Origin of the sequence: Vibrio sp. ER1A (genome assembly GCF_000733315.1) — a bacterium.
In the GTDB taxonomy this organism is placed as follows: Bacteria; Pseudomonadota; Gammaproteobacteria; order Enterobacterales; family Vibrionaceae; genus Vibrio; species Vibrio mediterranei.
The window spans coordinates 624794-644912 of sequence record NZ_JPJA01000092.1; the positions used below are offsets into that span (position 1 = coordinate 624794).

A 20119-nucleotide genomic window follows, 5' to 3' on the forward strand; every position below is an offset into this window, starting at 1 on the left:
CGACGGCTGCTTTCTTCGGATCGTCTCCAGCAGGTGTATCGGTATCTTGAGTTTCCGGCTCGGCTTCAGTTGCGGCTTGCTTCCTTGCTTTAGCACGTGCAATTGCAGCGGCAACAGCGTCTTTTTTCGACGTCTGAGACTCTTCACCTGATGATTCTTCAGCTTGTAACTGTTGAGCGGCTTTCTTCGCTTTTGCTCTTGCTAATGCAGCGGCAATAGCCGCTTTTTTAGGGTCTTGCTCAGTATTGTCTAAGTTTTGTACATTATCCGCTTCAGCTGGCTTATTTGCTTTTCGCTCTCTAGCCAAGCGTTTACGCTCTTCTCGCAACTTGGCCATTTCGGAATTGTCTGGATCTGTTTGTCCTTGTTTAGCGGCTTCCGCTTGTTTAGCCTTGGCTCGAGCTATGGCTGCGGCAACGGCAGGCTTAACTTCATTCGTTGCAGAAGTGGACTTCTGTGCTTTTACGCGTTCAATCGCAGCAGCGATGGCATCATCGCCGCCAGATGATTTCATTTGTTTACGGCGGTCGTCAGCGGCTTTCTTGAAGCGGTTTTCTCGCTCAGCTTTATCACGCTCTAGACGTGCTTTCTTCTCTTCAAATCGAACTTTGGCTCGTTCTGCTGCCTCAGACTCTTGTTTTCGAGTACGAATTTCGGCTTTAGCTTGGCGATAGTAATGAACTAAAGGGATCTCACTTGGACAAACAAAAGCACACGCTCCACATTCGATACAATCTTTGAGGTTTAACTCTTCACACTTATCGTATTCTTGAGATTTCGCGTACCACTGTAACTGTTGAGGTAACAAGGACGCAGGACAAGCTTCTGCGCATTGACTACAACGAATGCATGACATTTCATGTGAACGAGGATCAATCTCTCGATAAGTCGGAGCTAGAATACAGTTCGCTGTTTTAGTAATTGGCACATTCGCATGAGGCAATGTGAAGCCCATCATAGGGCCGCCCATAATTAAGCGTGGAGATTTTTTATCGGCTTTGTAACCAAACTGATCCAATAAAGATTGCACAGGAGTGCCGATCAATGCCCAAACATTACGTGGTTGTTTAAAGGTTTTCCCTGTTAAAGTAACAACGCGCTCAATCAAAGGCTCACCATCGCAAACAGCACGTTTGATTGCGTAAGCCGAGCCAACATTTTGCACCATCAAACCAATATCAGCAGGAATACCGCCTACAGGGACTTCTAGGTTGGTAAGTATTTTAATGAGCTGCTTTTCGCCACCAGATGGATATTTAGTTGGAATGACTCGAATAACGATATCTTCATCTGTCGCTGCTTGCTCCAGAGCTTTAATGGCTTCAGGCTTATTGTCTTCAATACCAATGATTGTCAGCTTTGGTTTGAGAATGTGATTGAGGATCTTAATACCTTCAATGACTTCCTGCGCCTTATCTTGCATCAAGCGGTCATCAGCAGTGATATAGGGCTCACATTCGGCCGCGTTGAGAATTAGAATCTCAGTGCGTTGTAAGCCAGACTGGATTTTTCTTGCAGTTGGAAAACCTGCGCCGCCCATACCAGAAATACCCGCTAAGCGGATTCGCTCTATCAAGGACTCTGGTAGCTCATCAAGATAACTATCACATGGGTTGAGATCGAACCATTCGTCTTGTTGATCAGCTTCGATAACAATGCATAGGTCGCTCAAACCTGAAGGATGTGCAATAGTGCGCGGTTCAATGGCCTTTATCGTTCCAGATGTTGGCGCGTGAATCGGCAGCATAAATGCTGCATTGACTTGGCTGAGAGGTTGTCCTTTCAAGACACGCTCACCCACAGTTACTAATATATCGCCTGGTTTACCAATATGCTGTTTGAGTGGAATCACTAACTCATTTGGAATATTTGCCTTGGCGATAGAGCTTTGGTTGGATTGTTTCTTGTTTTCTTGCGGGTGTACGCCACCGGGGAAATCCCAAAGAGAACCAGATTTGATTTGTTCAATAAGTGATAACATGACGCTCCCTACTCACCGCTAGCTTGTGTTTGAGTTTCGGAAATATTGACAACAGGAATAGCATCAAGCTGCCATTTCCAAGTATCAGCGGTTGTTTTTACAGGAATCATTTCAATACAGTCAGTAGGGCATGGGGCAACGCATAGGTCACAGCCAGTACATTCGTCTTTGATAACGGTGTGTAGTGCTTTTGTTCCGCCAACGATAGCGTCTACTGGGCAGGCTTGGATGCATTTTGTACAACCAATACACATATCTTCATGGATAAAAGCCACTTTCTTTATCGACTTTTCTGCGTCATGAGCCGAGTCTTCGACTTCAACACCCATTAAGTCAGCAAGCTTCTCAATAGTTGCTTGGCCACCGGGAGGACACTTGTTAATAGCGTCGCCGTTTGCGATAGCTTCCGCATAAGGGCGGCAGCCAGGGTAGCCACATTGTCCGCATTGTGTTTGAGGCAGAATACCGTCAATTTGGTCGACAATTGGGTCAGCTTCCACTTTAAACTTAATCGAAGCAAAACCGAGAACGGCTCCAAAAACGGCCGCTAAGATAACAAGAGCAATAATTGCGATAAGAATTGTCGTCATTACAGTTTCACCAACCCAGTGAAGCCCATAAATGCTAGAGACATTAGCCCCGCTGTGATCATGGCAATTGAAGCTCCTTTAAAGGGAGCTGGCACATCAGCAGCGGCAATACGTTCACGCATTGAAGCAAACAAGATAAGAACTAAAGAGAAACCCACCGCCGCTCCGAAGCCATAGATAACGGATTCGATAAAGTTGTGGTTTTCGTTGATGTTAAGTAACGCCACGCCCAAAACTGCACAGTTAGTGGTGATCAAGGGTAGGAAAATACCTAGCAAACGATAAAGCGTTGGGCTGGTTTTATGAACCACCATCTCAGTGAACTGTACGACAACGGCGATAACCAAGATAAAACTCATGGTTCGCAAATATTGAATGCCTAAAGGCACTAATACGTAAGTTTCCACTAAGTACGCGCACACGGATGCAAGTGTCAGCACGAATGTCGTGGCCAACCCCATGCCAATTGCGGTCTCGAGTTTTTTTGAAACGCCCATGAAAGGGCACAACCCAAGGAATTTTACCAGTACGAAATTGTTGACGAGGACAGTTCCCACCAACAATAAGAAATATTCGGTCATAATAATAAGTGTAAAGAGCTCCGATCCCGTTATTATCCTGCTTTGCGTAGCGAATAACAACCAGTGAAACATAAGGTTTTGTCTGTTTGTACGAAAAGTATAGGTATTAAGCCTAAAATCAGGAAAGGGAAGTTTTGGGTTTCTGAAACGCAAAAAGCCGCATCTTTCGACACGGCTTTTTTGGAATTTGGCTCCCCCTGCGGGACTCGAACCTGCGACATACGGATTAACAGTCCGCCGTTCTACCAACTGAACTAAGGGGGAATTGCTTTAAGCGGGGCGAATATTAGCTATCCCACCTGTTAGAGTCAATATTTTTCTGAGAAAAAAGCAGAAAAAAATCCGAAGAAAAAACTTTACTTTTCTGTATGCCTTGCTGGGTATAAGGCTATTTTACTTATCCACCAAATTTGTGGATAAATGTGTTAATTACACGGTATCAAATTAAAAGTAGTTGAAATGAGAGAAAAGTAGGGTGTGAATAAGTTTTAAACTTTGATGGTAACTTGCTGAATATTATGAATTAAAATGGGAAAGCAAAATTAATGTCAGAATTGAGACTTATGTGAATAAGGCACTTTTATCGGTTGATTGGGGAAAAGTCGTGGATTAATTAACAATAATTAGTTGGCTGTGACGCCGAGCAGGGCGAATACAATATCAAAAAGTTTGTCCGATAGCGAGCTTTAGGTTGCAAATTACGTCGGCTAGGGGTGAAATACTAGGTTCGTTAACAAGGGAATCGCATTATGGCAAAACACTTCGAATTGGTTTCAGATTATCAACCTTCTGGAGATCAACCTACCGCCATCGCGCAGCTAGTCGATGGGCTGGATTCTGGTTTAGCACACCAAACATTGCTTGGTGTGACCGGGTCAGGTAAGACGTTCACGCTTGCCAATGTGATTGCGCAATCTCAGCGACCAGCGATTCTGTTAGCGCCAAACAAAACTCTTGCAGCTCAGTTGTATGGTGAAATGAAAGGCTTCTTTCCAAATAACGCGGTTGAGTATTTTGTCTCTTATTACGACTACTACCAGCCTGAAGCCTATGTGCCTACCACCGATACCTTCATTGAGAAAGATGCGTCAGTCAATGCACATATTGAGCAAATGCGTTTATCTGCTACTAAGGCATTACTAGAGAGAAAAGATGCCATCATTGTGGCTTCAGTATCGGCGATTTATGGTTTGGGTGACCCAGACTCTTACCTGAAAATGATGTTGCATGTTACTCGAGGTGCGGTTATTGACCAGCGAGATATTCTATTGCGCCTAGCCGAACTGCAATATTCTCGAAATGACGTTGCCTTTGAGCGTGGTCAGTTCCGAGTTAGAGGGGAGGTCATTGATATCTTTCCTGCGGAATCCGATCAAGAAGCGGTTCGATTGGAAATGTTTGATGATGAAATCGACTGCATCAGTCTTTTTGATCCTCTTACGGGAGTGATTACTGAGCGAGATATTGCTCGCTACACGATCTACCCAAAAACTCACTATGTGACGCCTCGAGATCGTATTTTAGATGCGATTGAAAATATCAAAGTAGAGTTAGTAGCTAGACAGACTTATCTAAAAGATAACAACAAGCTACTTGAAGAACAGCGTATTTCGCAACGGACTCAATTTGATATTGAGATGATGAATGAACTTGGCTTCTGTTCCGGTATCGAAAACTACTCACGTTATCTTAGCGGAAGAAGTGAGGGTGAGCCGCCTCCGACACTGTTTGACTATCTCCCTGCTGACGGTTTATTGATTATCGATGAATCTCACGTCACCGTGCCTCAAATCGGAGCAATGTACAAAGGGGACCGTTCAAGAAAAGAGACGCTGGTGGAGTATGGATTCCGATTACCTTCAGCCTTAGACAATCGCCCCCTCAAGTTTGATGAATTTGAGATGATCGCGCCACAGACTATTTTTGTTTCGGCGACACCTAGCACTTATGAGCTGGAAAAATCCGATGGCGATATCGCTGACCAAGTCGTTCGTCCGACTGGTTTGCTTGACCCAGAAATTGAAGTACGTCCTGTAGCAACTCAGGTTGATGATCTGTTATCTGAAGTGCGCGCTCGATCAGCGATAGATGAGCGTGTGTTAGTAACTACATTAACCAAACGTATGGCCGAGGACCTCACTGAGTACTTGAGTGAACATGGCGTCAAAGTACGTTACTTGCACTCAGATATTGATACCGTGGAACGGACTGAAATCATACGCGATTTACGATTGGGCGAATTTGACGTGTTAGTAGGTATTAACTTACTACGAGAAGGTTTGGATATGCCTGAGGTGTCACTGGTAGCTATACTTGACGCTGACAAAGAAGGTTTCTTGCGCTCTGAGCGCTCCCTGATTCAGACCATAGGTCGAGCTGCACGTAACCTAAAAGGTAAGGCGATTCTTTACGGTGACCGCATTACCAATTCCATGCAAAAAGCCATCAATGAAACCAATCGCCGCCGTGAAAAGCAGCATGCTTATAACGTTGAAAACGGTATGGTCCCGATGGCCTTGAAACGTAATATCAAAGATATTATGGAGATTGGTAGCGTGGCCAAGGGTGGTAAGCCCAAGAAAGGAAAACAAGTACCGTTATCGAAAGTGGCTGAGCCTTCGCAAGCGTATGTGGCACTGTCACCTCAAGATCTAGAAAAACAAATTCTAAAACTAGAAGCAGAGATGTACCAGCATGCTCAGAACCTAGAATTTGAACTAGCCGCAGAAAAACGTGATGAAATAGAAAAACTTAGACAGCATTTTATTGCTAATAGTTAACAGTTCTGGTTGAGTTTGATAGGCTGTTTTAAATATAAACAGCAAAATAAAAATGGTCTTTATTGGATAAAAATTGCAAAATGCGAATATTCTTATAAAGACCAAATTATAATCAACAGTTAGCTAGGAACTATGCAACAACTATTCGACGAGCCAAAGTCTCGCTATCTACTTATGGTAGAAGACACGGCTTCCGTTGCTGCGCTGTATCGCTCGTATCTATCTCCATTGGGTATAGATATTAATATCGTTGGAAACGGTAGAGATGCAATTCAAAGTTTAGCGCACCGGACGCCTGACCTCATTCTACTGGATTTACGACTTCCCGACATGACGGGTATGGATGTATTGGACGCTGTAAAAGATTTCAATCCCGATGTACCAGTCATCTTTATGACAGCTCATGGTTCTATCGACATCGCGGTAGACGCTATGCAGCATGGCGCTCAGGACTTTTTAATCAAACCGTGCGAAGCCGACCGACTTCGTGTGACGGTAACCAATGCCATTCGCAAAGCCTCTAAGCTACGTAATGAGATTAATGATTCTAGTAGCCAAAACTACCAAGGATTCATTGGCAGTAGCCAACCCATGCAGGCGGTTTACCGCACTATTGACTCTGCCGCTTCCAGCAAGGCCAGCATCTTTATTACTGGAGAAAGTGGTACAGGTAAGGAAGTGTGCGCAGAGGCGATCCACGCTGCGAGTAAACGAGGCGACAAGCCATTTATTGCGATCAACTGTGCCGCAATACCAAAAGATCTTATTGAGAGTGAGTTGTTTGGTCATGTCAAAGGTGCCTTTACGGGGGCCGCAAGTGACCGACAAGGTGCTGCAGAACTCGCGGATGGCGGCACGCTGTTTCTTGATGAGCTATGCGAAATGGATCTTGATCTACAGACTAAACTACTGCGCTTTATTCAAACGGGTACCTTCCAAAAAGTGGGTTCTTCACGTATGAAGAAAGTGGATGTACGTTTCGTATGTGCGACCAACCGAGATCCTTGGAAAGAAGTGCAAGAAGGGCGGTTTAGAGAAGATTTATACTACCGACTTTATGTTATACCTCTCCATTTGCCACCGCTCCGAGAGCGTGAAGAAGATGTGATTGAAATTGCCTACTCGTTATTGGGCTTTATGTCGCATGAAGAGGGTAAGAGTTTTGTGCGTTTTGCTCAAGATGTCATTGATCGCTTCATCCAGTACGAGTGGCCGGGTAATGTCCGCCAATTGCAGAATGTACTGCGCAATGTGGTGGTATTGAATCAGGGTAAAGAAATAGAGTTAAGTATGTTGCCGCCGCCTTTGAATGAGCCTGCGGTTAAGCCCGCAAACTCAAATAATGTGGTATCAGTATCATTTGGGCCACAGGACATCCAGCCTTTGTGGAAAACTGAAAAAACCACCATCGAGCAAGCGATAGAAGCGTGTGACGGTAACATTCCTCAAGCAGCGAAATACTTGGACGTGAGTCCCTCGACAATCTACCGCAAAATACAGGTATGGAATGCAAGCGAGAAGAAAGCATGAAGTTTATGAATCGAGAAAAAGTAGAGCAGCTCACTCGCGAGATTGGTCAAGATAATATTCCTGTTCTTCTAGGGATTTTCACCGGAGAGTTGGTGACTTATCAGGCGCAGTTAAGTGAAGGTGACTTAACCGAAAAAATGTCGCACATGAAGGAAATTTGCCATGCGCTTAAGAGTAGTGCTGCTAGCTTTGGAGCTGAGTCACTGTGTGAGTTTGCTATTGATATCGACGCTCAAGTGAAAGGTGGCAAATTACGAGAAGATCAAGCTCAGGTCGACAGTATGCTGGCGAATCTCTCGGAAACCCATTCTTGCTATGTAGAGTTCTTAGAGTCGATTAAATAATGTCATCACCGAGTTGCAAAACGGGGGCACCATTTGGCGCCCCCGTTTCTTTTGCGTCAATTATCAAAGCAGTGATTCGATAGCGTGCTTTAATTTTACTCGGTCATGACGCCAATCTCTATTTGGCGATGCCAGAGGAAGGGTGACGCAGTTCCATTGACTGCAAATATCAGAGTGTGCTTCTTCACCTAAAACAACGTCCAGTTTTCTGCCTTGAAGTGCACGTTCACACCACACCAGCTTCTGCTCTAATGTCATGCGGCCGGCTGGGCCATATTCGGGTGATAAGTTTTCGACAAATACGACTTTAGCAGTTTGATTCTGACAGATCGCTTGACTCAAATCAGCAAGCAGCAGCGGTGGCATAATACTGGTTAAGAAACTGCCTGGTCCGAGAATAATACAATCGGCTTGAGTAATCGCCTCTACCGCCTCTTTGGTGGCGGGCACGACGGGGTCGAGATCCAATCTTTGTAAATCTTGTTCCATCTCATCAACGGATGTCTCACCAGTCACCCACTTACCATCGACTGAAAGTGCTGTTAGGTCAGATGGATGCTCTGACATTGGAATGATATTGACATCAACCGCGAGAAGCTTGCGGATTAAATGTATGGCTTCAAGTGGACGAACGGACAAGTTATCTAGCGCAGTGAGCATTAAGTTGCCAAGGTTGTGACCGTTGAGATCGCCGGAACCTTTAAAGCGGTACTCAAACATCATGGAGCCAATAGACGGGTCGGTAATAAGCTGATTAATACAGTTACGAGTATCACCCCAAGCGATGCCGCCTTGACATTCTCGGATGCGCCCAGTAGATCCACCATTATCTGTAGTAGCTACGATACCTGTAGCATTCCCGCCAAATTCCTTCAAAGCCGCCAACATACGACCTAGCCCATGACCACCACCAATGGCCACGACTTTCTTTGATGAATATATGCTCATCTTATACTTCTTTTGAGTTATCTGAACTTTGTAACATAGGTTAAATTGTTCATTTGAGATACTCAACTATAATAAAAATGACGAATATGTAAGGTTTTTTGACATGAAGGCTGGAAAACCATACCGTTATTGAGTATTTTACTCAAAAGCTGTTACCGACTCATTAAGCGGTAACTGCCATAACTCCGAGCTCTACGCGCTAAGTCGAACCAAAGATAAGCTTCTAGAGCCAGTGACAATTTGTCACAAGGGCATAATTGGAAATGATTGTGCCTCCCGTGTTTGGAAAGGTGTTCCGTGGCGCAACAATTCGAAGATAAATTTAATCGCAAGTTCTATTACTTGCGTCTTTCGGTTACAGATGTCTGTAACTTCAAGTGTACATATTGCCTCCCTGATGGCTACAAACCGCCTGGTCACAAAAGACCAGCCTTTTTGACGCTTCCAGAAATCAAACGCGTGGTTACCGCGTTTGCAGATTGTGGTACTTCCAAAGTACGAATCACTGGTGGTGAGCCGAGCTTGCGCAAAGATTTCCCTCAGATCATTGAAACGGTAGCGAATACACCGGGTATTACGAAGGTAGCAACGACGACCAATGGTTATCGAATGGCTAAACAAGTTGATACATGGCGTCAAGCTGGCCTTACCAATATCAATGTAAGTGTAGATAGTCTCGATCCAAGAATGTTCCACCAGATCACCGGTGAAAACAAATTTACTGAAGTGATGTCTGGTATCGACCGAGCGTTTGAAGTCGGCTATGAGCAGGTCAAAGTCAACGTGGTATTGATGAAAGATCTCAATGCCAAAGAGCTTCCTGCCTTCCTCAACTGGATCAAAGATCGTCCGATTCAATTGCGTTTCATCGAGTTGATGCAAACTGGTGAAATGGACGAGCTATTTAACAAGCATCATGTCTCCGGCACTGACATTCGTAATCAACTGATTGCCAACGGTTGGATCTTGAAAGCTCGAAGTCAAAATGATGGCCCAGCTCAAGTTTTTGTTCATGCGGACTACCAAGGTGAGATCGGCCTTATCATGCCATACGAGAAAAACTTCTGTGAAAGTTGTAATCGTCTACGTGTGTCGGCAATGGGCAAACTGCACCTCTGTCTATTTGGTGACCATGGTGTAGAGCTACGCGACTTACTTCAAGAAGACGCTCAAGAGAGCGCTCTGATCGAACGAATTCAAGCACAATTACAGACCAAATCAGTCAGTCATTTCCTGCATGACGGTAATTCAGGGATGACGCCGCATTTGGCATCTATCGGCGGCTAATAGACCGCGAAAAAATACGTAAAAATTTTATAGGGTGAATAATCATGGGTCACGCAGAAAGCAAGTTCGTGCCTGCAAATATCGCAGTGCTAACCGTATCGGATACACGTACCGAAGAAAATGACACGTCAGGTCGCTTTTTAGTCGAGAATCTACAAGAAGCAGGCCACACACTGGCGGATAAACAAATCGTTATTGACGATATCTATCAAATTCGCGCAGTGGTGTCGAAATGGATCGCTGATGAGAGTGTGCAAGCGGTAATGATCACTGGCGGTACGGGGTTTACTTCTCGTGACAGCACGCCTGAAGCACTCGTTCCACTATTCGACAAACAAGTGGAAGGCTTTGGTGAGCTATTCCGTGCAGTTTCTTACGAGGAAATTGGCACATCAACTATCCAATCTCGTGCAATCGCAGGTTTTGCAAACCACACGGTTATCTTTGCGATGCCAGGCTCGACTGGAGCATGTCGCACAGGTTGGACGAAGATCATCAAGCAGCAACTTGATGCTAGCCACCGCCCATGTAACTTCATGCCTCATCTAAGTAAGTAATCATCTAGGGAAAGTCATGTCCGAATTTACCCATATCAACGCCTCTGGCGAAGCAAACATGGTCGATGTGTCGGCCAAAGCCGAGACGGTGCGTGAAGCAAGGGCCGAAGCTTTTGTTCACATGGCACCAGAAACTCTGCAGATGATTACTTCAGGCAACCATCACAAAGGTGATGTGTTTGCTACTGCACGTATCGCAGGTATTCAAGCGGCTAAGAAAACATGGGATCTTATTCCTTTGTGCCATCCGTTGTTACTGTCTAAAGTGGAAGTACAGCTGGAAGCTATCGAAGCGGAAAACAAAGTACGTATCGAGTCTGTTTGTAAGCTAGCAGGTAAAACTGGCGTAGAAATGGAAGCGTTAACAGCTGCGTCTGTGGCGGCTTTGACTATTTACGATATGTGTAAAGCGGTACAAAAAGACATGGTTATTGAAAACGTTCGTCTACTCGAAAAAACGGGTGGAAAATCAGGACACTTCAAGGTGGAATCATGATTAAAGTACTTTTCTTTGCACAAACTCGTGAGCTGATTGGTCAAGACAGTGTGGAGCTTGCTGCTGAGTTTGCCACAATCGAAGATATTCGAGCCCATCTTGCCGCTCAGCAAGGTAAGTGGGAACTAGCTCTTGAAAGTGGTAAGTTGCTTGCTGCTCTTAATCAAAATATTGTTGCTCTGGATGAGAAAGTTCAAGACGGCGATGAAGTGGCTTTCTTTCCACCGGTAACGGGAGGTTAACATGACCTTAAGAGTATCCGTTCAACACGAAGACTTTTCAGTGGGCGCTGAATACGATGCGTTGGCTGAAGGTACAGCGTCGGGTGCAATTGTCACGTTTACCGGCAAAGTTCGCGATATGAACTTAGGCGACAATGTTACCGGGTTATCACTAGAACACTATCCGGGAATGACAGAACGTTCGTTAGAAAAGATCTGTGATGAAGCAGAAGAGCGTTGGATGTTAAATGGTATTCGTGTAATTCATCGCGTGGGTGATATGGATGCCGGTGACCAAATCGTATTCGTTGGAGTATCTAGTGCTCATCGTGGATCTGCGTTTGAAGCTTGCGAATTCATAATGGATTACCTTAAAACCAAAGCTCCGTTTTGGAAGAAAGAGCGAACCACAGAGTCGACGCGTTGGGTTGAGTCACGAGACTCCGACGCTGAAGCGGCGGCACGCTGGCAAGAAAAATAATCTAAATCAAAAGAGCATGTCGATGACATGCTCTTTTTGTATCACTCGACGGTTGCTAAGTATTTGTCTACCACGTTCAATACACCTGCTTCATTGTTGCTTGGAGCAATAAAGCGACTCAGTTTCTTTATCTCAGGATGTGCATTGTCCATAGCGTAAGAGTGGTAGCTCTCTTTTAACATTTCAACGTCATTGAAGTAGTCACCGAAGCTCATCGTTTCCTCAAACTTAAACCCTAAATGCTGTTGCAAGAAACGAATAGCAGCCCCTTTTGAGGCTTCTTTATTCATGACATCCAACCATATTTTTGCGCTTACCACCACTTGATATTCATTGCCAAAATGATCATTGATGGTTGGGAAGACATGTTGCTCAGCGCCGTCAAAGTTGCAGATAGCGACCTTGATAAAATCGTCTTCGACAGAGAGCAGGTCTTCGACATATTCGCATCGATGATAGTATTTACGGATTTCCTCAAGCGCTCTAGGATCCTGAGTTTCAATATAGGCTGAGTGCTTACCGCATAGAACCATATAAGTGCTATCTATAGATCGGGCAGTTTTAATGATTTCTTTTGCGGCCGCCGTATCTAATGTGCAGCTGTAAAGCTCCTCATCGTTTTGCATGACCAGCGTGCCATTTTCGGCGATAAAAATCAGCTCATCTTGAATAGAAGAAAACATGTCTTTAAGGCTGTAGTACTGACGGCCGGAAGCTGGTGCAAAGTGAATACCTTGCTCTTTAATACGCTCGTAGAGAGGGAAAAAATCTGGAGTCAGTTGACCGTTTGGGTCTAGCAGTGTGCCATCCATGTCAGTTGCTATAAACTTGATTGTACTGTGCATATATTATCGCTGTTCAAATGGTAAGAGACGTGTGCAGTATACGTAAATCGACGCGATGGTGAAGTAAATAACTGGAATCTTAGTTAATGACTTAGTCACGTTGACGACAGACGGTTTAGTTGTTGGGGAAATGGGTTCTTATCACACTCAAAATCACCTTAAGAGATAGCTAGTTATTGCATTTCGAACGTGTGAAACGGAAATTTCGATAGTGGGCCGAATGGTGAGCGCCAGTACTTTGATCGTACAACCCAGCCCAGTTTGAGAGCTCTGGTGCGGTGGCCCAGATATTCATCATCGCTCTTAGTTTCGTGTCGGTTTGGCTAGGAATAGGTTGTGCTTTAGTATTGCGCACTTTGTATACCAGTTCATCGTCGATGTACCATTTTATGGTGTTTTTATTCCATTCTATGGCGTACTTATGAAACTCATCTGCGGCGTCAAAATCTAGGTAGTGAATATATTCATTACGCTGCTCGTAGCTATCGTCGTTACTCCAAAAATTAAACTGTACCAAGTTGGTGTTCAGGCCAATAAATTCAATGTCAATTTCGTTATGGGTTCCATTGCCACCTTCAGGCTGATCGTAGGGACCTGCAAACAGGAAGAACGCGCTGACGACACCTTCTGCTTTGACAGGCTTCATCTCTACCTCAAAACAGCCGTTCCCATAAAAGCCTTGAGTGCGTATCTCTCCTGATACGATATCTGGATAGCCATGATTGTCGATGATATTGGATAAGTTGAGTGCCAACCCCTGTGGACTAAATTCTGCGTGGTCGTGTTGCCATCGATTTAAAAACGGATAACCGTTCTCCCACCCGTCGGCGATAAACCAACGATTGGTGTCTAATGAGATCAGCGGGTCGTCAAATGCTTTCCCAGCCTCGGCAGAAGTGGCAAGACACACCATGGCAAGTGTTGTAGTCGTTGTTTTCATTATCGAGTCCTTTCATTGGCTTAGAGCTTTCACCTCGGGTTGAAATCGCTGTTATGGCCCGCTCTTTATAGTAGTGGTGGACGACTGACAATCCATTTGAGCGCTGTAACAGTTTTGAGAAACAACAAAGTTAAGAATCACACTATTGGTGCAACTGCATGATGATAGATCACAGTAGGACGTGGTAAATACAAAGAAATAGATACAAGTTGTTGATATTTATTGGCTTTAATAACTGGCAATGTTCTTGCAATGACATGGAGACTTCTAAATAAGAAGCGTGACATAAAGTGTCTCACTAATAATCAGTTGGCGATGGTGCGTCCTCATTCATTCGAGGCGCACCTTTTTTCTATTGAGTAAGGGGATATGTTGTGGCGATGGCTAATTCTTGGATTACAATGGGTGAGTCAGTACATATAAAAAGGATTAAGTTTGTCGATTATTAAAGAGTGTATTCGCACGGTTGGCCGTGGGTCTCGTGGACGTGGTCCGTTAACTCAGGAACAAGCTAAGCAAGTGATGGAAGAGTTTGTCGATGGACAAATTGGCGAAGATCAAATGGCTATGTTGATGATGCTTATCCGCGTGCGCGACGAAACCCCGGAGGAAATCGCGGGCTTCGTGGAAGGTTTGAAACCTCATTACCCAGATATTAGCGCTGATTTCGACTGGCCATTATATGCGGGTAAAAGAGTAGGGCAGTCATCGGGAAAACCTTGGCATCTTATTGCTGCGAGCATTTTGGCGGAACATGGTGTACGGGTGGTGTTGCATGGCGACTTGGATAAAGAAAGTGATCGCTTACATGCAAAAGACTGTTTGGGTACACTGAATATTTCCAAAGCGGAGGATTTAGCGCATGCAAAGCAACTTCTTGACCGCGATAATATTGCCTATTTACCGCTGAACCACTTTTGTCCACTCGCCAAGAAAATGTTGGATTGGAAGCATCGCTACGGTCTAAGAACACCGATCAATACTGTTATTCGAGCTCTGAATCCAGCGAATGCACCTTTTGGTATGCGAGGAAGTTTTCACCCGGGTTTCCAAGAACTGCACGCCAAAGTCGAACATCTTCTCGCTCGACATGGAAGAGACAACAATGACTATCAACGAATGCTATCGTTCAAGGGACAAGGTGGTGAAACGGAATACAATCCGAAAGTAAGCCAAACTGTGTGGTGGGTCGAATCCGATACGATTCATTCTGAGTACGTTGAAGAAAGTATGGCCGAGCTAGCGCTTCCACAACACTGTCCATTACAGACACCGCAAGAAGAAATGCAGTTGATGGCAAATACTGTTGTATCCACATTGACGGCAGCGCTGTTTTCAATTTCAGGGGATTGGCAACAAGCATCCGAGAAAGCAAACCAATACTGGAATGGTTATTGTGAGACTCCACACTCAAGTTGTTAAGTAATAAACAGGCGCAGCCATTGACCGCGCCTGTTTTAGTTTACCGTTATTAACCTGTCAGGACGTTGTCTTCAGGGTATTTTAGTAATGTCGGTTTTGGTCTGGCTAGCATGTAGGCTAAGGTTAGTGGTCCAACACGACCAATAATCATCACGACAATCATAATCCACTTACCTTCGGTATTGAGTTGAGCAGTTAAACCTGCTGTTAGTCCGACGGTAGCAAATGCCGATATGGTTTCAAACAACACTTGTTCAAATTTTGCCTGTTGGGTGACCATAAGTAAGAACATGGCGATAGTCAAAATAGCGCCGCTCACCACTATGATTGCAAGCGACTTAGTGACGGTCTGCCAACTAACAGTGCGATTAAAGATCTCCACGTATTGTTTCTGCCTTAAGAATGCCCATGTGGCATAGAAGGCAACTGCGAATGTCGATACCTTAATACCACCACCTGTCGATGTAGAGCCTGCACCTATCAGCATTAAGATAATCATAATCAGTAGGGCAGGTTGCCCAAACTGAGCGATATCAACGCTATTAAAGCCAGCAGTACGAGCACTTGCCGACTGGAAGAATGCGGAGAGCCATTGTCCACCAAGAGGTAAAGCCCCTAAAGTTTCTGGGTTGGTGCGTTCCAGTAAGAAGAAAAACAGTGTGCCGCCCAACAACAAGATGGGTGTGGCAGTGAGCATGATTTTTGTATGTAGCCCTAGCCTAGAAAAGCCTTTCTTACCGTTGATCGCAAGATCACTGACCACGGTAAAGCCCAACCCGCCGAAGATGAATAACCCAGACAAAACAAGCAGAACGACTGGCTCTGATGCGAAACTCATCATACTATCTGAGAACAAAGCGAAGCCGGCGTTATTAAAGGCGGAAATCGCGTGAAATATCGAATAAAACACGCCTTGAGACAAGCCCATTTCGGGGATCCAACGCATAGCTAAAACGGCCGCACCGATAGCTTCGGCAATGAAGGCAAAAATGATGATTTTCTTCACTAACCCTTTAATATTGACCCTGCGATCTTGGCCAAGCGCTTCTTGAGCCAAAGCTTGTTGCTTTAGGCTTAATCTAACACCAAACATGTAGAGTAAAACCGCTGAAAGCGTCATTTGCCCAAGGCCGCCAATTTGCATCAACAGCATCAGCAACACTTTCCCTGAAGTCGTGAAATGCTGACCAGTATCGACCACACCGAGTCCAGTCACACTGATAGCGGATGTCGCCGTAAAGAAGGCGTCGCTAAAGCTCAATCCGGTAACCGAAAATACGGGTAGTGTCAGCAGCAAAGCAGAGGGTACTAAAACCGCCAAAAAGCTTGCTACTATAAGGTAAGGCTCTGACGGTACTGCTGATTTCCTAGTGAGTTTAATCGGGTAAATCAGACCTTTTTGGAAACGACGATTCATGACAGTCTGATCTTTTCGTGCAGGTCTTTTTCTGGGCCAGCAACAATGATCATGTCACCAATTTCAAGTGTTTGACTCATTTTGGGGTTGGCGTCCAGCTCAGGACCGCGCTTGAATCCCAGCACTTTAACATTGCTAGCTTGGCAAATGGCGACGTCAGCCAAGGTTTTGCCCATTAACTTATTGCCAACGACGATTTCGGTTAGCGCTAAGCCACTTCCTAGTTCATTGAAAGCAATCACTCGGTTATCAAGCATACGCTGCGCTACTCGGATACCCATATCTCTTTCAGGCATGATGATTTTATCCGCCCCTATCTTTTGCAAGATTTTGTACTGGAACTTGTCATTCGCCTTAACCCACACTTTCTTCACTTTGGCTTCTTTAAGCACCAGTGTGGTGAGAATACTGGCATTGATGTCATTACCTATGGATACCATCACCATGTCGAACTCATTCAGTCTGAGCTCTTCAACGGTTTCTTCTATCGTACAGTTGGCAATGATGCCTTGTGCGACGATTTTAGACACTTCCTTTACACGATCTTCATTGATGTCGATAGCAAGAACTTGAGCACCAGCTTCAGATAACTCTTTACAGATACTCATGCCAAAACGCCCTAAACCAATCACGGCGTATTGTTTAGTCACTGCTTTCATAATATCTACCTGCTTACTTTGTTTTTATGCATTCGGAGCTTAACGCTAGGTGGCTGTTGTTTAAATATAGTATTAATTATCGGATAAAAATTTCAGTGTTATCTGACAATAACAGCGGTTCACGTAAATATACATTAAGCGCCTAAAACGTAGACAGGTCAATGCTCTATTCGATTCAGCTATGTCGAGGAGATTAGGCTCGACTCATAAATTGGCTTTCCAGATGGTCGTTGACTGGTTGCTCAAACAAAGATGTCAGCCAGTCTAAGTCGTGTTCTTGTATCGTGGTTTTCACGATAAAAGCTCGCTGCATAACATTGGCACTAATGACTGCCTTGCGATATTCCAAATCCGTGACACCACCATCAAATGACAGTGTTTTGTTGTTCTTTACAGCAATGATGTTTGTGAGCTGTACGATGAGCGACATGGCATCACATTTCGAGGCTATACGATACAAGTAGCCGGATTCAACCTTCTGTTTCACCCAGTAATCCATGTCAATGAGGCTTAACGGAGTGCGGCTGATGAGCAACGCTTCACACTGTTTTGGCCAAAGCTCTATTGATACTGGGGTATGTTTGAATTCGGGTTGGCCAGAAAAAGGGTCAGTATTGGGCGAGATAAGTTGACACGCTTTTGCATTACTGGCGGTTGCTAAGTTCCAGTGAATGGGTACAAAAGCGTGCTCAGCAGTCACGCCGGAATCTACCGCCACCCGCATGTGAATATTGGCGTGTGGGTTGGAGAGCTCTGCGATGTCTCCGGATTTAAGTCCCCACATGAGCGCCGTATCAGGATGTAGGCTTATAAACGGTTCTGGAGTATGAGAGGCCAGATGAGGTGACAATCCAGTACGGCTCATGGTGTGCCAATGATCTCGCGTCCGGCCACTGTTAAGCAAAATAGGCAGTGCATTGCTGGTTGTTTGTTGTGGGGCTTGATAACCCGTGGCGACAAAGTGTGCTTTTTGGTCAGCAGTATAAAACTGATGTTGGTTAAACAATCGCTGGTTGACGATATCGGTTTGTAACGTTAACACTGGCCATTGTTGCGGAATAAGCGTGTTATAGCCTTTGTCATCCAACTGAGTTAACCCACTTAATGTCAGATCACGCTGTTGACCGCCCTCATTACCTAAGGTCGTCATGCGAGCATACTCGTTGAAGATCTGCCCCTCATGTAGATAATCAAAAGCATTGGTGAAACCCATTTTCATTGCCACCTCGCTTACTATCCACCAATCAGGCATAGCCATGCCAGGGCTGGGAAGCAATCGACGTTGTCTTGAAATACGGCGCTCAGAATTGGTGACCGTGCCCGATTTCTCGCTCCAACCTTGTGCGGGTAAAAGCACGTCAGCTAGTTGGGCGGTTTCGGTTTCCTTAATACAATCCGAGACCACTACAAACGGGCACTTTTGTAGCGCTGATTTTATTTTTTCTGAGTTAGGTAGACTCACCATGGGGTTGGTTGCCATGATCCAAATCACTTTGATTTTTCCAGCTTCGACTGCGTCAAACAGGTCGATCGCTTTAAGGCCAGGCTTAGTGGCAAGAGTGGAGGTTTTCCAAAACTCACTAATTAATGAGTGATGCTGTGGATTATCAAACTCCATATGACTTGCTAATGTGTTTGCCAGTGCACCTACCTCTCTTCCTCCCATTGCATTAGGTTGCCCAGTGACAGAGAAGGGGCCCATGCCAGGCTGTCCAACTCTGCCTGTAGCGAGATGGCAATTTAGAATGCTGTTGACTTTGTTCGAGCCACTGCTGGATTGATTAACGCCTTGCGAATAGATGGTGACGGTTTTTGGGGTGTTAGCAAACAGAGTGTAAAACTCTTCAAGTTGCGATAGAGTTAGCCCTGTGATGGAACCAACGTCGACCGTCTGCTTCGCAACGGCCAACGCGTCATCAAACCCTTGCGTATGGTGTTCTATGTAGTTTGCGTTGAGCTGTCCCGTCAGTGAGAGATGATTCAATAGCCCGTTGAACAGAGCAACATCACTGCCAGAATGAATGGCGAGGTGTAGATCGGCAAGCTCACAAGTTGCGGTTTGACGAGGGTCAATTACCACCACTTTCATATTTGGATTATTCTGCTTAGCAGTCTTTAAGCGTTGAAAAAGGACCGGATGACACCACGCCAAGTTAGAACCAGTAATGACAACCAAGTCAGCCAGTTCGACATCTTCATAGACCACGGGGACAGTATCGCTGCCGAAAGCACGTTTATGGCCTACGACGCTCGAGGCCATACATAACCTGGAATTACTATCGATATTGCCGCTGCCAATAAAGCCCTTCATGAGTTTGTTGGCGACATAGTAATCCTCAGTGAGCAACTGACCTGATACATAGAATGCGACAGAGTCAGGACCATGTTGTTGAATGGCCTTCTGGAATTGCTCAGCGACAAGAGACGTCGCCTCATCCCAAGTCATAGACTTTTCCTCTAAAGCATCAATGCTGCGAGTGCGATGGATCGGTGATAAAAGGCGACCGTCGGTAATGACCGTATCCCCAAGTGCGATACCTTTGGTACACAGTTTGCCATAATTGGAGGGATGCTGTTTGTCGCCTCTTATTTCCAGAAGACCGTTTGCTTTTGGTCTCGCTTCAACACCGCAACCGACTCCGCAATAGGCACATGTTGTCCTAATCCAGCCTTCTTTAGTCATAACCTTTATCCTTGCTGATAATTTCCGTTAATTGTTGTTGAAAGCAAAACGCGCGCCATTGGGGCGTTGTTTGGTTAAATATGTATTTATCCCTAATATAGTCAATTAATACAAATGGTTAGCCAATATACCACTAAAGTAGTATATGGGCTTTTTTGACAAAATATCAGTTATTTATTGTTTATTTGCACTGTTTTGGGATTTATCGCACTAAAAATGCTCAAAATCTTCTCTAATTGGATTTTTGTGGGTTTTGTTTTTGTGTTTCTAAATCAAAGGATGAAATTATATTTCATTGTTTTTAAAGAGTTTATTTAAAAAATAACGAGACTATTATCATCGCTGGCATCCTTATTG

The 20119-nt window shown here is 44.8% G+C and carries 18 protein-coding genes, 1 tRNA gene and 1 riboswitch; of the genes, 9 read left to right on the top strand and 10 right to left on the bottom strand.

Annotated features, from left to right (window positions below; genetic code table 11):
• The 4 genes from rsxC to HW45_RS21230 form a co-directional block, all read right to left on the bottom strand.
• Positions 1 to 1981: electron transport complex subunit RsxC (gene rsxC / locus HW45_RS21215; protein ID WP_038229513.1), on the bottom strand; the 1981-nt coding region annotated here is incomplete at its 3' end.
• A gap of 8 nt (positions 1982 to 1989) precedes the next feature.
• A complete protein-coding gene (gene rsxB, locus HW45_RS21220; protein ID WP_006072942.1) occupies positions 1990 to 2571 on the bottom strand; it encodes an electron transport complex subunit RsxB in 582 nt (193 codons plus the stop codon).
• Complete coding sequence (rsxA, locus tag HW45_RS21225; RefSeq protein ID WP_081875871.1) at positions 2571 to 3224, bottom strand: electron transport complex subunit RsxA; 654 nt, start codon at positions 3222 to 3224, stop codon at positions 2571 to 2573. Before rsxA ends, rsxB begins: the two co-directional genes overlap by 1 nt.
• A 116-nt stretch (positions 3225 to 3340) precedes the next feature.
• Positions 3341 to 3416: transfer RNA gene (locus HW45_RS21230), tRNA-Asn, on the bottom strand.
• 485 nt (positions 3417 to 3901) lie between these two features.
• On the opposite strand from HW45_RS21230, the gene uvrB reads away from it, so the two are divergent.
• From uvrB to luxU, 3 genes are all read left to right on the top strand, one after another.
• The gene (gene uvrB, locus HW45_RS21235) at positions 3902 to 5932 is read left to right on the top strand and encodes an excinuclease ABC subunit UvrB (RefSeq protein ID WP_038229518.1); all 2031 of its coding nucleotides are present in this window, start codon (positions 3902 to 3904) and stop codon (positions 5930 to 5932) included.
• A gap of 132 nt (positions 5933 to 6064) precedes the next feature.
• Positions 6065 to 7462, top strand: coding sequence for a quorum-sensing sigma-54 dependent transcriptional regulator LuxO (luxO, locus tag HW45_RS21240; RefSeq protein WP_038229520.1), 1398 nt, complete (start codon positions 6065 to 6067; stop codon positions 7460 to 7462).
• Positions 7459 to 7806, top strand: coding sequence for a quorum-sensing phosphorelay protein LuxU (gene luxU / locus HW45_RS21245; RefSeq protein ID WP_038229522.1), 348 nt, complete (start codon positions 7459 to 7461; stop codon positions 7804 to 7806). The genes luxO and luxU overlap by 4 nt, the downstream gene beginning before the upstream one ends.
• Positions 7807 to 7869: 63 nt before the next feature.
• On the opposite strand, the gene HW45_RS21250 is transcribed toward luxU, so the two are convergent.
• Positions 7870 to 8754: a YvcK family protein gene (locus HW45_RS21250; protein ID WP_038229524.1), complete on the bottom strand. Its 885-nt coding sequence runs from the start codon at positions 8752 to 8754 to the stop codon at positions 7870 to 7872.
• Between the two features lie 171 nt (positions 8755 to 8925).
• Positions 8926 to 9063, top strand: a riboswitch (molybdenum cofactor riboswitch).
• Between HW45_RS21250 and moaA the strand changes: the two genes are divergently transcribed.
• From moaA to moaE, 5 genes are all read left to right on the top strand, one after another.
• The gene (gene moaA, locus HW45_RS21255; protein WP_031494455.1) at positions 9052 to 10041 is read left to right on the top strand and encodes a GTP 3',8-cyclase MoaA; all 990 of its coding nucleotides are present in this window, start codon (positions 9052 to 9054) and stop codon (positions 10039 to 10041) included. Its footprint overlaps the riboswitch before it by 12 nt.
• Positions 10042 to 10085: 44 nt before the next feature.
• Positions 10086 to 10598: a molybdenum cofactor biosynthesis protein B gene (gene moaB / locus HW45_RS21260; protein WP_006072950.1), complete on the top strand. Its 513-nt coding sequence runs from the start codon at positions 10086 to 10088 to the stop codon at positions 10596 to 10598.
• A gap of 16 nt (positions 10599 to 10614) precedes the next feature.
• Positions 10615 to 11094 carry a cyclic pyranopterin monophosphate synthase MoaC gene (gene moaC, locus HW45_RS21265; RefSeq protein ID WP_006072951.1) on the top strand — a complete coding sequence of 160 codons (480 nt, stop codon included), beginning with the start codon at positions 10615 to 10617 and terminating at the stop codon, positions 11092 to 11094.
• A complete protein-coding gene (moaD, locus tag HW45_RS21270; RefSeq protein WP_006072952.1) occupies positions 11091 to 11336 on the top strand; it encodes a molybdopterin synthase sulfur carrier subunit in 246 nt (81 codons plus the stop codon). The genes moaC and moaD overlap by 4 nt, the downstream gene beginning before the upstream one ends.
• Before the next feature lies 1 nt (position 11337).
• A complete protein-coding gene (moaE, locus tag HW45_RS21275; protein WP_006072953.1) occupies positions 11338 to 11796 on the top strand; it encodes a molybdopterin synthase catalytic subunit MoaE in 459 nt (152 codons plus the stop codon).
• A 41-nt stretch (positions 11797 to 11837) separates the two neighbouring features.
• Here moaE and HW45_RS21280 read toward each other — a convergent pair whose 3' ends face one another.
• On the bottom strand, positions 11838 to 12641 hold the full coding sequence (locus HW45_RS21280; protein WP_038229525.1) for a Cof-type HAD-IIB family hydrolase: 804 nt from the start codon (positions 12639 to 12641) through the stop codon (positions 11838 to 11840).
• A gap of 169 nt (positions 12642 to 12810) precedes the next feature.
• Entirely contained in the window at positions 12811 to 13581 is a 771-nt protein-coding gene (locus tag HW45_RS21285) for a glycoside hydrolase family 16 protein (RefSeq protein WP_038229528.1), read from the bottom strand.
• 435 nt (positions 13582 to 14016) lie between these two features.
• On the opposite strand from HW45_RS21285, the gene HW45_RS21290 reads away from it, so the two are divergent.
• The gene (locus HW45_RS21290) at positions 14017 to 15003 is read left to right on the top strand and encodes a glycosyl transferase family protein (protein WP_038229530.1); all 987 of its coding nucleotides are present in this window, start codon (positions 14017 to 14019) and stop codon (positions 15001 to 15003) included.
• Positions 15004 to 15052: 49 nt separating this feature from the next.
• On the opposite strand, the gene HW45_RS21295 is transcribed toward HW45_RS21290, so the two are convergent.
• From HW45_RS21295 to HW45_RS21305, 3 genes are all read right to left on the bottom strand, one after another.
• On the bottom strand, positions 15053 to 16420 hold the full coding sequence (locus tag HW45_RS21295) for a TrkH family potassium uptake protein (RefSeq protein ID WP_038229531.1): 1368 nt from the start codon (positions 16418 to 16420) through the stop codon (positions 15053 to 15055).
• A complete protein-coding gene (locus tag HW45_RS21300) occupies positions 16417 to 17079 on the bottom strand; it encodes a potassium channel family protein (RefSeq protein WP_006072958.1) in 663 nt (220 codons plus the stop codon). The genes HW45_RS21295 and HW45_RS21300 overlap by 4 nt, the downstream gene beginning before the upstream one ends.
• 193 nt (positions 17080 to 17272) lie before the next feature.
• Positions 17273 to 19762 carry a molybdopterin oxidoreductase family protein gene (locus tag HW45_RS21305; RefSeq protein ID WP_038229533.1) on the bottom strand — a complete coding sequence of 830 codons (2490 nt, stop codon included), beginning with the start codon at positions 19760 to 19762 and terminating at the stop codon, positions 17273 to 17275.
• Positions 19763 to 20119 lie beyond the last annotated feature (357 nt).